This is a genomic window from Streptomyces sp. NPDC051555, assembly GCF_044454405.1.
Classification (GTDB): domain Bacteria; phylum Actinomycetota; class Actinomycetes; order Streptomycetales; family Streptomycetaceae; genus Streptomyces.
This window is the reverse complement of sequence record NZ_JBITDP010000006.1, coordinates 1-15258: the sequence shown is the minus strand read 5'-3', so window position 1 is coordinate 15258 and position 15258 is coordinate 1. Positions and strand designations below refer to the sequence as shown.

General features: G+C 72.8%; 8 protein-coding genes. 3 read left to right on the top strand and 5 right to left on the bottom strand.

The features are described from left to right. Positions 1-6: 6 nt before the first annotated feature. The 4 genes from ACIBEA_RS15060 to ACIBEA_RS15045 all read right to left on the bottom strand — a co-directional run bounded on the left by ACIBEA_RS15060 (position 7) and on the right by ACIBEA_RS15045 (position 11786). On the bottom strand, positions 7-8997 hold the full coding sequence (locus ACIBEA_RS15060) for an SDR family NAD(P)-dependent oxidoreductase (protein WP_399260850.1): 8991 nt from the start codon (positions 8995-8997) through the stop codon (positions 7-9). Between the two features lie 361 nt (positions 8998-9358). After that, a complete protein-coding gene (locus tag ACIBEA_RS15055; RefSeq protein WP_399260848.1) occupies positions 9359-10111 on the bottom strand; it encodes a 4'-phosphopantetheinyl transferase in 753 nt (250 codons plus the stop codon). A gap of 52 nt (positions 10112-10163) precedes the next feature. After that, a complete protein-coding gene (locus ACIBEA_RS15050) occupies positions 10164-10355 on the bottom strand; it encodes a hypothetical protein (RefSeq protein ID WP_399260846.1) in 192 nt (63 codons plus the stop codon). Positions 10356-10790: 435 nt separating this feature from the next. Beyond that, complete coding sequence (locus tag ACIBEA_RS15045; protein ID WP_399260844.1) at positions 10791-11786, bottom strand: LuxR C-terminal-related transcriptional regulator; 996 nt, start codon at positions 11784-11786, stop codon at positions 10791-10793. Positions 11787-12367: 581 nt separating this feature from the next. On the opposite strand from ACIBEA_RS15045, the gene ACIBEA_RS15040 reads away from it, so the two are divergent. Both ACIBEA_RS15040 and ACIBEA_RS15035 read left to right on the top strand, forming a co-directional pair. After that, the gene (locus ACIBEA_RS15040; protein WP_399261426.1) at positions 12368-12565 is read left to right on the top strand and encodes a helix-turn-helix domain-containing protein; all 198 of its coding nucleotides are present in this window, start codon (positions 12368-12370) and stop codon (positions 12563-12565) included. Between the two features lie 54 nt (positions 12566-12619). Then, positions 12620-13468 carry an aminoglycoside N(3)-acetyltransferase gene (locus ACIBEA_RS15035; protein WP_399260842.1) on the top strand — a complete coding sequence of 283 codons (849 nt, stop codon included), beginning with the start codon at positions 12620-12622 and terminating at the stop codon, positions 13466-13468. Positions 13469-13560: 92 nt separating this feature from the next. Here ACIBEA_RS15035 and ACIBEA_RS15030 read toward each other — a convergent pair whose 3' ends face one another. Next, positions 13561-14268, bottom strand: coding sequence for a hypothetical protein (locus ACIBEA_RS15030; RefSeq protein ID WP_399260841.1), 708 nt, complete (start codon positions 14266-14268; stop codon positions 13561-13563). 18 nt (positions 14269-14286) lie between these two features. Between ACIBEA_RS15030 and ACIBEA_RS15025 the strand changes: the two genes are divergently transcribed. Continuing rightward, a complete protein-coding gene (locus tag ACIBEA_RS15025; RefSeq protein WP_399260839.1) occupies positions 14287-15120 on the top strand; it encodes an alpha/beta fold hydrolase in 834 nt (277 codons plus the stop codon). The last annotated feature ends 138 nt before the right edge of the window (positions 15121-15258 follow it).

Here is a 15258-nt window from a genome sequence, read left to right as displayed (position 1 = left end):
CTCGCCCTAGTTACCGACGCCCAGGGCGTCCAGCTCGTCGTCCGTCATGTTCTCGATGCGGCTGAGGCTTTCGAGGATCGTGTTCACGTCCGCGGCGCCGATGGCGGCGGCGGGCCGGGCGGCCGGCAGGCGGCGGCGGAGCTCGGCGGCCATCACGGTCAGTTTCGGCGCGTCGAAGACGGCCTGTACGGGCAGTTCGACCCCGGTGCGCTGCTTGATCAGGTTGATCAGGCGGGTCGCCAGCAGCGAATTGCCGCCGAGGGAGAAGAAGTTGCTCGCGCCGCCGAGCCGGGAGGGCTCGATCTGGAGCAGCTCGGCCCACGCGGACGCCATCAGGGACTCGGCGTCGGCCCGGCCCTGGTCCGCTGCCGGTACCGCACCCGATGCGGGGGCGGCGGGTACCGGCGCCGGTGCTCCGGCGGGCGTGCGGCCCACCCAGTAGCGGCCCGTCTCGAAGGCGGTCGCGGGCAGCCGCACCAGTCGGCGGGGGCCCCGGTGCAGTGCGGGCCACGCGACGGTGGCGCCGTGCACCCAGAGCCGGGCGAGGTTCTCCAGGTCCCCGTCGGCGGCCAACCCCGCGAGGAGGGCCTCGCCGCGAGGGCCGGAGATCACCGCGGCGAAGGGGCCGCCGTCCTCGTCCGCGTTGCCGCGGTGGACCGTGGCGAGGTCGGCGGGGGCGTCGAGTCCGTCGACGTCGGCGGCCAGGTGGTGGGCGAGGGCGTCCCGGAGCTCCTGCGCGGAGCCCGCGACCACGGCGAGCCGTTCGGGCAGCGCCTCCCGGCCGACCTGGGTGGTCCAGGCGAGGTCGGCGAGGTCCAGCGGTCCGGTCCCGAGGTGGTCGTGCAGCCGCTGGGCGGCGGTGCGCAGCCCCTCGGGGTGACGGGCCGAGACCACCACGAGCTGCGGTCCGGCCTCCCGTACGTCCCCCGCATCCCCCGCGTCGGACGCGTCGGACGCGCGCTGCGGCGCTTCCTCGACGACGAGGCTCACGTGGCTGCCGCCCGCGGCGACCGAGTTGACCAGGGCGAGCAGGCGCTCCGGGCGACCGGAGGTCGTACCGGGCGCACCCGACGTGCCCCCCGCGCCCCGGGGCTCCCAGGCGGTCAGCGCGTCGCACAGGACGAGCGGGCCGGCGGCGAGGTCCAGGTTCGCGTTGGGCTCCCCCGCCTCGACCAGCGGCGCGAGCTCCCGGTGGTGCAGCTGCAGGACGACCTTGGTCAGCTGGGCGATGCCGGAAGCCGCCTCCGGGTGCCCGAGGTTGGACTTGACGGTGCCCACGGCGACCGGGGCGTCGGCCGCGGCGAACACCTCGCGCAGGGCGCCCACCTCGACCTCGTCGGAGAAGGTGGTGCCGTTGGCGGCGGCCTCCACGTAACCGATGGAGCCGGGGGCGACTCCGGCGCGGTCCAGCGCCTGCCGCATGACCTTCACCATGCTGCGGTGGCTCGGCGTCATGAAGCCGTTGGACCGGCCGCTGTGCAAGGAGGCCGTGCCGCGGATGACGGCGAGGACCGTGTCCCCGTCGCGCCGCGCGGCGGCCAACGGCTTGAGCAGGACGGCGCCGACGCCCTCGGCGGGCAGGTAGCCGTCCCCGTCGCGGAAGCTGCGGCTGCCCGGGTGGCTGCCGAGGAACTGCATCTCGGACAGGGCCACGTACTTGTCCGGGTGGACCGTGAGGTTCACCCCGCCCGCGACGGCCAGTTCGCTCTCCCCGCGCAGCAGGTCGGCGCAGGCCAGGTGGACGGCCATCGCCGAGGACGTGCACATGCTGTCGACGGCCAGGCTCGGGCCTTCGAGACCGAAGAAGTGCGAGACCCGGTTGGCGATCATGTTGTACGAGGACGAGGCGGTCAGGGCCGCGAGCGCGGGCTCCGTGTCCTCGGCCCGGTACATCTGGTAGGCGGATCCGACGTACACGCCGACCCGGCGTCCGTGCCGCCGCTCGATGACCTCCTGGGTCACTCCGCTCTGCTCGAACAGGTGCCAGACGGTCTCCAGGAAGAGCCGCTGTTGCGGGTCCATCACCGCGGCCTCGCGGGGCGAGATGCCGAAGTGCAGCGGGTCGAAGCGGTCGATCCCGTCGAGGAAGGCGCCCCACTTGCCGCGGCTGGTGCCGGGGGTGTCGGGGGCTCCGGAGTACTGCTCGTGGTCCCAACGGTCGGCCGGCACCTCGGTGACGGAGTCCCGGCCCGAGCGCAGGTTGGCCCAGAAGGTGTCCAGGTCGGGGGCGTCCGGGTAGCGCCCGGTGATGCCGATGATCGCGATGGCGTCACGGTCACGGTCACGGTCACGGTCGCCGCCGAGGTCGCGGTCGGCTTCCGCGGTACGGGCCCCGGTGCGGGTGCCCTCGGTACGGGCCCCGGTCGTACGGGGCTCCGCGACGTGCGGCTGCTGCGGCTGCCGCGGGACCGCCGCCGGAGCGGGTGCGGGCTCGGGGGCGGCCGCCGGGGTCGGCTGCTGCGCGCCGGACGGGGCCGGGGGCTCGCCGAGCAGCGCGCGCAGCTCCGCCGGGTGCTCGCCGAGGAGGTGGCGGGCGAGTCCGCGGACCGTCTGCACCTCGAACAGCAGGGTCCGGGGCAGCGGGCCGAAGGAGTCCTCCAGGCCGGAGACGAAGTTCACCGCGAGGACGGAGTCCATCCCGTACCGCTCGAGCGGCTTGTCGACGGCCAGCCGCTCCGGCCGGAGCCCCAGGGCCGTGGCGAGCTGTCGTCGCAGGTGACCGACCGTCCGCTCCTCCAGGGAGCCGTCCGTCTCGGGCACCGGGGCGCCCTCGGCGGGAGCCGTCGCACCGGGTGTGCCCGCGGCGGGAGCGGGCGCGGTCGCGGTCGGGGCCGTGCGGCCGGTGAGTCCGGCCGGCAGCTGCTCACGACGGCCCGAGACCACCAGCAGGCGGCCGGTGTCGAGGCCGTTCTGCCGCGGATCCTGGGCGACCCGGAGGGCCGCCAGGCCGCGGGGGGTGTCCAGCGGGGTCAGACCCGTACCGGCCAGGTGGTCGCGCACGGCGGCGTCGGCCCCCATGCCCCCCTCGTCCCAGAGCGGCCAGGCGACGGACACGGTGTGCCCGCGCCGCAGGCCGGCCCCGACCAGGTGGTTGCGGTGGGCGGCGTAGGCGTCCATGAACCCGTTGGCGGCGGCGTAGTCGGCCTGGCCGGGGTTGCCGAAGGTACCGCTGATCGACGAGAAGCAGAGGAACGCCTCCAGCGGCTGGTCCCGGGTCAACTCGTCCAGGTGGACGAGTCCGGCGACCTTGGGCGCCAGGACGCGCTCCAGCTCCTCGGGGCTCTTGCGGACCACGAAGTTGTCCGCGACCACTCCGGCGCTGTGCACGATGCCCGTCAGGGGGCCGTGGTTGTCGGCGACGTGGGCGAGCAGGCGGGCCAGCGCCTCGCGGTCGGCCACGTCGGCACGCTGGTAGTCCACCGTCAGTCCGGCCTCGCGCAGGGTCCGCAGGTCCTCCCGTCGGTCCGCGTCCAGCGGGGAGCGGCCGGTCAGCACCACGGTGGCGCCGGCGGCGGACGCGGCGATCTCGCGGGCCACGATCAGGCCGAGGCCGCCGGCGCCGCCGGTGATCAGGTACACCCCGTCCGAGCGCCACGGTCGGGCGGCGGGCCGGGGCCCGGTGAGTTCGGCCAGCTCCGCGACGAGCCGGCGGCCGCCGCGGTGGCGCACCTCGGGCTCGGGGTCGGGCACGGCCTCGGCGATCAGCCGGGCGGCGACCGCGGCCGGCGCGGCGCCGTCGAGGCACTCCACGAACTGGGTGCGCAGCCGCGGGTTCTCCAGCCGCGCGGTCCGCAGCAGCCCGCCGAGGCCGCCGAAGCAGGCCCGCGGGTCGCGATCGGCGTCCTGGCCGGCGTCGCCCACGAGTACGACCTGGAGCAGTTCGGGCCTGCGCACGCCGCGCTCCAGCAGCTCGCGGACGACCCCGAACAGGCGCCCGGCCAGGTCGGTGTACTGCTGGGCGGGCGAGCCCTCGACCGGCTCCAGGAAGCGGCACCGGGTCTGCGCCGGCAGGGCGGCCTCGAACGCCTCGCGGTCGGCGGCGTCGAGCCGCCCGATCACCACGACGTGGCGCGCCGCGAACTCCGCGGGATCCGGGTTCCCCTGCGGGGTCCCGGACGGCGTACGGCCGCAGGCGCGGTCGGTCCAGACCGGGCGCAGCAGCAGCACCTCGTCCGTGTCGTCCGACTCGGGTCGCGCCGTCGCCACGGGCGGCCGCGGCCGCTCGGCGGGCTGCTGCGCGGACTGCCGCGCGAGCTGGTGCGGCTGCTGGTGCAGCGGCACGCCGAGGATCTCCTCGCCCAGTCGGCACAGGTCCCGGGCGAAGGGGTAGCCGGGGAGGCTGATCCGGCGGGCGGGCGGCAGGAAGGCGTGGGCCGCCTCCCAGTCCACGGCCGCCCCGTCGGCCCACAGGCCCAGCAGCCGCTCGTACGCGCCCGACTCGGACCACTGTGCGACGGCCTCGGCCAGGGCCCGGCCGTCACGGTCGCGGTCGGCGCGGACGGTGCCGCGCGTCCAGGCCGCATCGGGGCGCCGCGGGTCTCCCGCGAAGGACTCCAGCAGGGCCACGGCCTCGGCCCTCGACGCGGCGGCGAAGGCCAGCCGCTCGTCCAGGGCGGTCCGGCCGCTCTGCAGGGTCCGGGCGGCGTCGCCCAGGTCTGCGTCGGTCAGCTCGCCCAGGCGGGCGCTCAACCGCCGCGCCTGCTCGACCAGTTGCGCCTCGCTCATGGCCGAGAGCACCAGCAGGGCCGGCCGGCCGTCGGCCGCGGACCGTACCGGTCGGGGGGTGGTGGGCAGGTGTTCGGCGATGACCACATGGGCATTGGAACCGCCGCCGCCGAAGCTGGACACACCGGCGATCCGCGGGAAGGTGACCTGCTCCCCGTCGACCTCCAGGACCGGGCGCCGCCACGGCTCGACCTCCTGCTGCACGTGCAGCGGGGTGCGGTCGAAGTCGATGTGCGGGTTGAGCTCGCGGGAGTGCAGGCTCGGCACGAGTTCCCCGTGCTTGAGCTGGAGCAACACCTTGGTGACCGCGGCGATGCCGGCCGCGCTCTCGCAGTGCCCGATGTTCGACTTCACCGAACCGATGGCGAGGTGTCCGGGGCCGCCGCCGGCCTGGCGGAGGGCCTTCTGGAGTCCGGCGATCTCGATCGGGTCGCCGAGGGAGGTGCCGGTGCCGTGCGCCTCCAGGTAGCTGAGGGCCCGCGGGTCCACACCGGACGCGGCGATCGCCTCGGCGATGACCTCGCCCTGGGCCACCGGGGTGGGTACGGAGTAACCGCCGGTCCGGCCGCCGTGGTTGACGGCGGTACCCTTGATCACGCCGTAGATCTGGTCTCCGTCGGCGATGGCCCGGTCCAGCGGCTTGAGCACGACGGCGCCCACGCCCTCGCCGGGCACGTAGCCGTCGCCGCCCTCGCCGAAGGAACGGCAGCGGCCGTCACTGGAGAGGAAGTGGCGCTCGGCGAGCACCATGAACTTGTTGGGGTGGGGGCTGAGGTTCACGCCGCCCGCGATCGCCGCCTCGCACTGGCCCGACCTGATGGCCTCGCAGGCCAGGTGGAGGGAGGTGAGGGAGGACGAGCACATGGTGTCCACGGCCAGGCTGGGGCCGCGGAAGTCGTGGAAGTAGGAGACCCGGTTGGCGATGGTGGAGGCGCTGCCCCACAGGGCGGTCCGCTTGCCGCGCTCCTGCGCCTGCGCGCCGAAGAGCTGGTACTCCTGGTACATCACCCCGACGAAGACCCCGACCCGGCCCGAGCCGGACAGGCCCCGGCCGGTGTATCCGGCGTCCTCCAGGGCGTGGTGGGCGCACTGGAGGAACAGGCGCTCCTGCGGGTCGAGGTAGTCGGCCTCCAGCATCGAGATCTGGAAGAACAGCGGGTCGAACTCGTCGATGCCGTCGAGGAAGCCGCCCCACGTGCCGGCGGTGCGCCCGGACGCCTCGGTGTAGCGGCGGTGGTCCCAGCGGTCCGCCGGGACCTCGCGGACGCTGTCGCGGCCGGCGCGGAGGTTGTCCCAGAACGCGTCGAGGTCGGGAGCCTCCGGGTAACGGCCGCTGACGCCGACGATCGCGATGTCGGTGACGGCGGGCGCCGGCGCGGCGGCCCGGGCGGCAACCGGAGCCTCGCCCTGCGCGGGCTCGGCGGCCGGGGCGGGCGCCCCGGCGGTCACGGACCCGGCGGGGACGCGCCGCGAGCTCAGGCCGGACAGGTCCGCGCAGACCCGGCCGTGCTCGTCGTAGAGGGTGACGTCGAGCCGCACGGAGCCGTCGGCGGCCTCGGCCGCGCTGTCCGGCTGGTGGCGGACCCAGGCCCAGGCCCGGTCGGTGGTGGCGGCGGGGGTGGCCGCCTGCTGGAGGGCGAACGGCAGCGCGAGCGCGGCCCGTCCCTCGCCTGCGGGGCCGCCGGTCAGCCACAGGCCCATGCTGGCCTGGAGGGCGCCGTCGGCGATCGCCGGGTGCAGCCGGACGCCGGGCAGCGGGTCCGCCGTGGGCGCCAGCCGGAGTTCGGCGAGGACCTGGCGGCGCCCGGCGGCGTCGGTGCCCGTGGCCAGGGCGACCAGGGTGCGCTGCGTGGGGCCGTACTCCAGGCCCATGGCCGTGAAGTGGCCGTAGACGTCCGCGGCGGAAAGGGGGGTGCCCGTGCAGGCGGCGCGCACCTCGGCGAGGGAGGGCAGGGTCCGGGTCCGGGTCCGGCCGGCGTCGCGCAGGCTCGCCCGGCCCGCGCTGCACAGGGTGGGTTCGTCGTCGGCGCCGAGGGCGTGGATCTCGTACGCGTGGACGGCGCCGCCGGGCAGGGCCCGTACGGTGACGCGCAGGTCGAGCCCGTCCGTTCCGCTGGTGGCGGGGGACAGCCACACGACGTCTTCCAGGTGCACCCGGTCGGCGTGCTCCTCGCCCAGGGTGCGGGCCACGGCCGCGCGGGCCATCTCCAGGTGGGCCACGCCGGGAAGGACGCGGACGCCGCGCACCTGGTGGTCCTTCAGGTAGGGCTCCTCGCCCGTGAAGTGCGTCTCGTACGAGGTCACGCGGCGGTCGCCCTCGCCGGCGGCGTCCGGGACGGGCCGCTGCAGCATCGGGTGCCCGGCCGCGGGGACGGTCGCCGGGACGGTCGCGGGGACGGCGGAGTCGAGGTGGGCCGCCACGGCCCGTACCGTCCGGTGCCGCGAGAACACGGTGGGCTCGACGGTACGGCCGTACCGCGCCGTCAACCTGCCCGCGAGCTGGGCGAGGCCGGTCCAGTCGAGCCCGAACTCGGCGAGCTCGGCGTCGGGGTCCACCTCGGCGGCGGTCACGCTCAGCAGCGCCGCCACTTCTTCGGTGACGACGGCCAGCGGGCCGGCGGCATGGTCGAGCGGGACCCGCACCTCGACCACCGCGGGGGCTTCGACGGTCGCGGGAGCTTCGGGCGCGGGCGCCCGGTCGGGGTGCTCCTCCTCCAGCCAGGCCGCCAGCTCGGTGATCGTCCGGTACTCGAACATCACCGTCGGCGACAACGGCACACCCAGCCGATCCTCCAACTCCGCGACCAACGCCAACAGATCGGCCGACGCCAGACCCAGGTCGTAATACCCCAGATCCACCTCCACATCAGCCGCCACACGCCCCAACGGAACCGCCACCAGATCCCGCAACACCGACACGAAATCACCACCGCCACCCACACGGACGGCCTCCGCGACGACGACAGGGACGGGGACGGGGACGGGGTCAGGGACGGGCAAGGCGACCGCGACCGACGCGGACACGGACACGGGCTCGGGCTCGAACTCGGGCGAGAGCGCCCGGTCCGGGTGCTCCTCCTCCAGCCAGGCCGCCAACTCGGTGATCGTCCGGTACTCGAACATCACCGTCGGCGACAACGGCACACCCAGCCGATCCTCCAACTCCGCGACCAACGCCAACAGATCGGCCGACGCCAGACCCAGGTCGTAATACCCCAGATCCACCTCCACATCAGCCGCCACACGCCCCAACGGAACCGCCACCAGATCCCGCAACACCGACACGAAATCACCACCGCCACCCACGCGAACGGCCTCCGCGACGACGACAGGGGCGGGGACAGGGACAGGGACGGGCACGGACACGGACTCGGGCAAGGCGACCGCAACCGGCGCGGACACGGGCTCGGGCGCCGGGGTCTCGCGGACGTCGAGGGAGGACTGGGCCCGCACCCGCTTGGCCACGAACCGGCCGACCTCGGCGACCTTGTGCCCGGTCTCGTCGTAGAACTCGACCACCAGCCGGATGAGTTCCTCGTCCCGACGCACCGACTCGGCCGGGACCCGGACGAAGACGCGCTTGCCCAGCGGGCCCGTCGCCCGGAACTCCTCGAACATCAGCGGCAGGTACAGCCCCGGACCGTCGTCGTCGCCGTGCAGCATGCCGATGGCGATTCCGCCGCCGAGCAGCCCGGCCTCGAACAGCGCGGGGTGGAAGAGGAACGCCTCGGTGGTGCCGTGGTACTCGGGGGCCAGCTCCAATTCGGCGATCCAGTCCCCGGACCGGTGGTGCACCTGACCGCTGATCTTCATCATGCCGGAGTGCTGGAGATCGTGCTCCCGGCACCAGCGGTAGATGTCGGTCACCGGGGTCGCACCGGTCACCCCGTCCAGCGGGAGCGCCAACCGCTCGGTGAAGGCGGTCGGTTCCCGTCGGTGGGCGGCCACGACGGCGTGCAGGACGTCGGCCGCGTCCTGTTCGCGGCGGCTGCGGACCTCGATGCGCCAGCCGCCGCGCGGGGAGGGACGTCCCTCGATGGTGGTCTGTACGCGTTCACCCGGTGCGGCGACGAGGGGCGCGAGGATCGTGAGGTTGCGCAGCTCGACGTCCGGCATGGCGTGGCCGTGCCGGGCGAGGACCTGGAGCACCAGGTCCACGTAGCCGACTCCCGGCAGCAGCGGCCGCCCGTACACGACATGGCCGTGCAGCAGGGGGTTCTCGGACGTGACCGTGAAGGTCTCGGTGAACACGGGCGATTCGGATACGGCCATCGGTTTCCATCCCAGACGAGCGACGATCCGGCGAGGGGGCCCGATCCAGGCCCAGCCGGAAGAATTCATTCCGGAGTACGTGAGAGAACTCCGTCATTCTGATCGCCAGGATCTCCGCGCAAAGAAACGGAACATGATCAATCAACCCGTCCAGGGCATGCCTCAATGGCGCCGGAAGCGACAGCTGTCGACGGCGTCGATGAAGGCGAGGCGCCCTGCGGACACCTGGCGGATTCGGGCGGCAGCCCGGTTGACCAGCACTCCTGTAAGCGGAGGTGGCCCCGTTACAGTCCGCAGACTCTCAAATTCAGTCCCCCCGCGCGCTCGTCCGGTACGTGGCCGGATCTGACCCCCGTTACGCCTAGTTCCAGCCAAGGGAACTCCTCGTCAATTCACCTGACGAGATGGCACGTTGGAGCCTAGGCGAGTGATCATCCCGGCGCAATGAAATCCCGGGCAGATTGATCATCCCCAATGCGATTCCGGTCAGCAGCAGTCCGTCCCGGTGCAGCCAGCGCCCCGAAAGGCGCGAGACCCTGCGACCGGCGGCCACCGGCCCCTCGACCGTGAACCGTGCGGAAAAGCCGCCACCTGGGTCGATTTCGACCTCCGCGCCGTCGAACTCCAGCATGGTCCCGGCGAGCGGGTACCAGATCTTGTAGACGGACTCCTTACAGCTGAACAGCAATCGGTCCCACGGAACTTCGGGGTGTTGTTCGTCAAGTCGGGCGAGCATCGTGCGTTCCGAAGGCAGTCCGATCATCTGCAACACCCCGCTCGGCAGCGGCTCACTGACCTCGGCGTCGATGCCGAGGGCGTGCACCCTGCTGGACCGGGCCACCGCGGCGGCGCGGTAGCCCGGGCAGTGCGTCATGCTCCCGACCACTCCGGTCGGCCAGACCGGGGCCCGGCCGGCGCCCGGCACGAGGGGCACCGGCGGGATGCCGAGCTGTCCCAGCGCCGTCCGGGCGGACTTGCGCACCATCGCGAACTCCCGGCGGCGCTCGGGAACCGCTCCGCCGATCGCCGCGCGCTCCACGGCGAAGAGCTCGGCCACGTCCTCGTCGACCGCGTCGATGGCGGCCACCTCAGCGGGAAGTATCTCCTCGATCACGAGCCTCCCCTTTCTTCACTTGTTGTCGTCGCACGGCCGGTGAGGCGGGGGTTCAGTCCCAGATCATGGAGTTCGTCCCGGCGGCGGGGGTCGTGGTGGTGACCGTCGTGGGGGCGGCGGCCGGGGTGACCGGGTCCGCGGAAGCGCTCTGGGCCAGGAGGACCGGGGCGAGCAGCGCCGTGGCGAGGACCAGGACCGTCTTGGCGGCGGCGGTCTGGGCGGCGGCGGTCGTGTGGCGGGACATGGAAGCTCCTTCGAGTAACGGGTGACAGCGACCCCGACTGCCATGCATGCCTGGCTGGCTGGTCGGGCTCTTGCTGTGCGGTTCTCTCGGGCGTCCCCGGCGATGTCTCCACTCTCGCCGGGCCGGAAGCGGCCCGGAAGGGCTACCGGTTTGCCGGAACCGGCAGTTGCCGTTTCCGGCCTGGCCTGGCCCGGCCTGCACGTCGAAGGCGAATTCCGCGGTCCGTGACCGGAAACGCCGATGGGCCGACCCCCGCAAAGGGGTCGGCCCATCGGTGTGTGCACAGGGGCGATTGCGCGTCGTCGCTCTTCGTTCCGCGTCGTACCGCCCGGGGGTTCTTCCTTGTCTCTTCCCTTCCCTTCCCTTCCTTTTCCGCCATGACGACGGGTGAATCCAGTCAATGGCCCTATTCGATCGCGTCCTTGTGGTGATCGCTCAGCGGGCTTGCACGGTCGGCAGCCAGCCGTGCTGCACGGCGAGGGCTCCGGCCTGGAACCGACTGCGGGCGCCCAGCCGTTCCATCATGTCGTTGGCCACCCGGCGCGCCGTGCGCGGTGATACGCCCAGCCGTTTGGCGATGGCATCGTCGGTCATTCCCCGGTACAGGAAGGCCAGGACCTCTCGCTCCTGCGCGCTGAGCCCCGACTCGTCCCGCTTGTTCCCCTCCCCCAGGTCCGAGGCCGACGCCCACACGGTGTCGAACAGAGCGCACAGGGCGGTCAACGTGCCCTGCCCCGTGAGCACCACCGCGGAATGCCGGGCCTCTTCGGCATTGACGGGAATGAGCGCGGTCTCCCGGTCCACGATGACCATGCGCACCGGTAGGGACGGCACCGTGCGCACGGCACCGCCCCGCTCCGCCAGCCATTCGGCGTAGGCCACGGTGGGCGGACTGTTGCGGACGCTGTCCAGGTAGACCGTCCGCATCCGCACCCCGCGGTCGAGCAGTTCGGCGTCCAACGGCCTGGCGGTGTCCAGACTTTCCTGCGTGTGCCCACCGTTGGGGGCGAAGGTCATCACCTCGGTCCGCACCCGGCGGGTGAGCAGCGCGAGTCGGTCGCGGATCTGCTCGATGTCATCGAGGTGCTCGACGCCCGGTTGCCGGGACGTCGAGCGCAGTTCGGAGAACTGGGCGATCAACTGGGCCGCCGCGGCGCGGGATTCCTCCACCCGCTGCCGCTGCGCCGCCAGGTCCGCCTGCTGCTTGGCCAGCAGCGCCTCCATGCCCAGTTCGGGCTCGACCGCGCGCAGCCCGTTTCCCGCGGATGGACGTACCAGCGATAATTCGTGCAACCTGTCCAGTGCGGTCCGGACCGCGTGCTCCGGTCGCCCCAGGTGCTCGACTAACGCGCTCACCCCTTTACCGGGATGGAGCAGCATCGCGCGGTAGACCTCTTCGGTCAGCGAATCTAATCCTAACAACCCCAGCAAGACGTCCCCCTCATCAGATTCAGATTGATCATGGCAGATTGATCTCAGCATGTCAGGGCCAGAACGGGTAATTGCCGGAACCGGCCAACTACATCTTCTTGATACGGCCGGACGGACAGACGATGTTCGTTCTCATGCATCTTGTTCACTTACGCATGGCCCCCTTAGACGGCCATCAGCAACTGCCCCGGGACACCGCGGCACAGCTGATGGCGCGCGCTGACGCGGACGACGCGCTGGAACACGTCGCCGTCGCGATCCCCGACCCGCACATGCCTCCCGTCATCGGCCTGTTCTTCTCCTGCGGAGCTCTCGCGGACGCCGAGACGGCGGCCCTGCGCCTGGCGCTGCGCGCCCTGCGCTCACCCGCCTTCGCCGGTTTCGCCGTCCTGGAGTGCGGGGCGGCCCTGATGGAGCCCCCGACCGGCTCCGAGGCCGGTACGGCCGACCGGTACCGGCAGGAGCCGCAGCCGGAGCCGCCGCAACCGGAGCCGGTCGAGGCGGAACCGCTCCCGGTGGAACCGGACCGTGCGCAGCCGAAGCCCGACTCCACGGACCTCCACCTGCCGGACAGGAAACACATGTTGGGACCGGTTCGGGCCCAGCACTCCCTGGAGCTGAAGAAGGCCTACCTCAACGGCGCGTCGATCCGCGAGCTGAGCGAGCAGACCGGCCGCTCCTACGGCTGGGTGCACCGGATGCTGGCCGAGGCCGGGGTCGCCTTCCGCCGACGGGGCGGCCCCTCCGGTCCTGCCGAGGGTTCCGCGGACGAGCACTGACCGGTTCCGCCATGCACGGTCGATGAAGCGACGCACGCAGAGACGAGGAACACCATGCCGATATCCGAAGCCTGCCCGGACACCGTCCTCGACGAAGAATTCCTGCATCAGGAATTCCGCTCCTTGGGCCTGCCCGAGGGAGCCGTCGTGATGGTGCACGCGTCGCTTTCCGCCTTCGGCCCGGTACGGCACGGGGCCCACGCGCTGGTACGGGCGCTGCGCAGGTGCGTCGGTCCGTCCGGCACCGTCGTCGCGCCCACCTTCACGCCCCAGGTCCGCGACCCGCATCCGCACACGCCGCCCCTGGAGAACGCGCGGGCGGACGAGGACCGTCGGCACGTGCCGTTCTTCCACGACGGGCTCCCCACCTCGATGGGAGCCGTGTCCAGTGCGGTGCTGGCACTGCCCGAGCGCGTGCGCGGTCGCCATCCCCAGGTCTCGGTGGCGGCGGTCGGCCCGCTGGCCGCCGCGATCACCGCGGAGCAGCCGCTCCAGCACGCCTTCGGCCCGGACTCCCCCTTCGAGCGAATGTACGAGCTCGGGGCCCACATCCTGCTGCTCGGTGTCGGCCACCACCGCAATTCCTTCCTGCACCACGCCGAGTCGCGCGTGCCCTGGCACCGGACCCAGGTGCGCCGGTTCCCGTACGAGATCCAGCACGGGCGGGTGTGGGTGGAGACCCCCGACGTCGCCGAGGACAACGGCCGGTTCTTCTCCCTGCTGGGCGCCGAGGCCGAGGCGGCCGGCCTGGTCCGCAGCCGCACCGTGGGCTCCGCCCGCTGCCTGCTGATGGAGTCCGGCCGCTACACCGACTTCGCCGCGGCCCGGCTGGCCGAACTGCTCGCCGAGGACGCCTGGGGGGCGGCCACGGAGCAGGAGGCGGTCCTGGCCCGCGCCGCCTGACGCCCACCGACACCCGTACGGCGCGACCGTACGCGGCCGCGGCCCCGGGAGGACCTCCCGCCGCTTCCCCGCGCACCGCCTCCGCTTCCGGCTCATGTGGCGAGCACGTAGGCCAGGAGCAGCGCGAGGGAGAGGGTCACGCACATGATGACGAGATGGCGCGTCGGCACCACGAGGCCCCGGTCCGACGTCGACGCCGTCCCTGCTCGGAGGTGAGCGCGCAGCAGTCTCCCGCTGGGAATCGCACCGATGGTGAAACCGACCCAGGTGAAGGAGTACATGACCACCATCTGCCGGGCGTTCCACGGCACCGCTCCCACACCCCCCATGACCGTCATCAGAAGCAGGAACAACAGGGAAAGACCGGCCGCCTTGGCGGCCGATCCGCGCGTCCCCAGACAGCGCTGTACGCCGAGACAGAGGACGCAGGTGGCGAGGACCGCCAGGGCAACAAGCCAGCCGACGGGGAGGCGCGCGAGGATGTCGGTTCCTTTCCGATTCCGAAAAGCTTTGCGCCGAGACCTTATGCACCGCATGGATGGGTCGACAACTCGCCAATGGCCCAATACGTCAGGTCGATCGACTCGTCGGCATCCATGAATCGCGCATTCCATCGACGTCATCTCGGCGCGAATACGGCTTTTCGGGGCGAATTCAGGATTCCGGAGCGTATGCTTCTCCCCCTCGGAATATGTCAAGTCGGCTGGAACGAAGTGGGGTTCAGGGATATCGGCCGGAACCGATAGCGGCCGGAACCGATGCCGGTCGCGACCTGTAGCACGCGCGAACGACAAGATCATGGAGTTAGGGTGCCCGGTATGAACGCCACGACCCTGCGCGGTGCCACGCTCCACCACGACGACTTCGGCCCGGCGACGGGCCTGCCGGTGCTCCTGGTGCACGGCCACCCCTTCGACCGCACCTTGTGGGCGCCCCAGGCCGAGGCACTGGGCGGGGCCGGCTACCGGGTCATCACCCCGGACCTGCGCGGCTACGGGCTCAGCGGGGTCACCCCGGGCAAGGTGTTCCTCTCCGACTTCGCCGACGACCTCGCCGCGCTGCTCGACCACCTGGGCATCGAGCGCGCGGTGGTCGGCGGGGTCTCCATGGGAGGTCAGATCGCCATGGAGTTCCACCACCGCCACCCGGGGCAGGTGCACGCCCTCGTCCTGTCCGACACCTCCGCCCCGGCCGAGACCGAGGACGGCAAGGAGTTCCGCAACCGCCTGGCCGACCGGCTCCTCTCCGAGGGCATGGGCGGATACGCGGACGAGGTGATCGACAAGATGCTCGCCGCGTACAACGTCGACGCGATGCCGGACGTCGCCGCGCGCGTGCTGTCCATGATGCGCGCCACCGACCCCCGCGGCGCCGCCGCCGCACTGCGCGGCCGGGCCGAACGCCGGGACTTCCGCGACACGTTGCCCGCGGTCCGGGAGCCGGTGCTGATCGTCGTCGGGGCGGACGACGCGTACACCCCCGTCGCGGACGCCGAGGCGATCCGACGCCTGGTCCCGCACGCGTCCCTGGCCGTCATCGAGCGGGCGGGCCACCTGCCCGGCGCCGAACAGCCCGAGCGCTTCAACGCCGTCCTGCTCGACTTCCTCACCGCCCGGCTGCCGGGCCCGCGCCCGCAGGCGTCGCCGTCGTAGCCGTGCGGGCGCGCGGCCGGGGGGCCCCCCCCCCGGGGGGGGGCCGCGCCCCCGCGGGGGGGGGGGGGGTGGGGGGGGGGGGGGCGCGGGGGGGTTGGGGGGGGGGGGGCGGGGGGGGCCGTCTACGCCCGCCCCCGG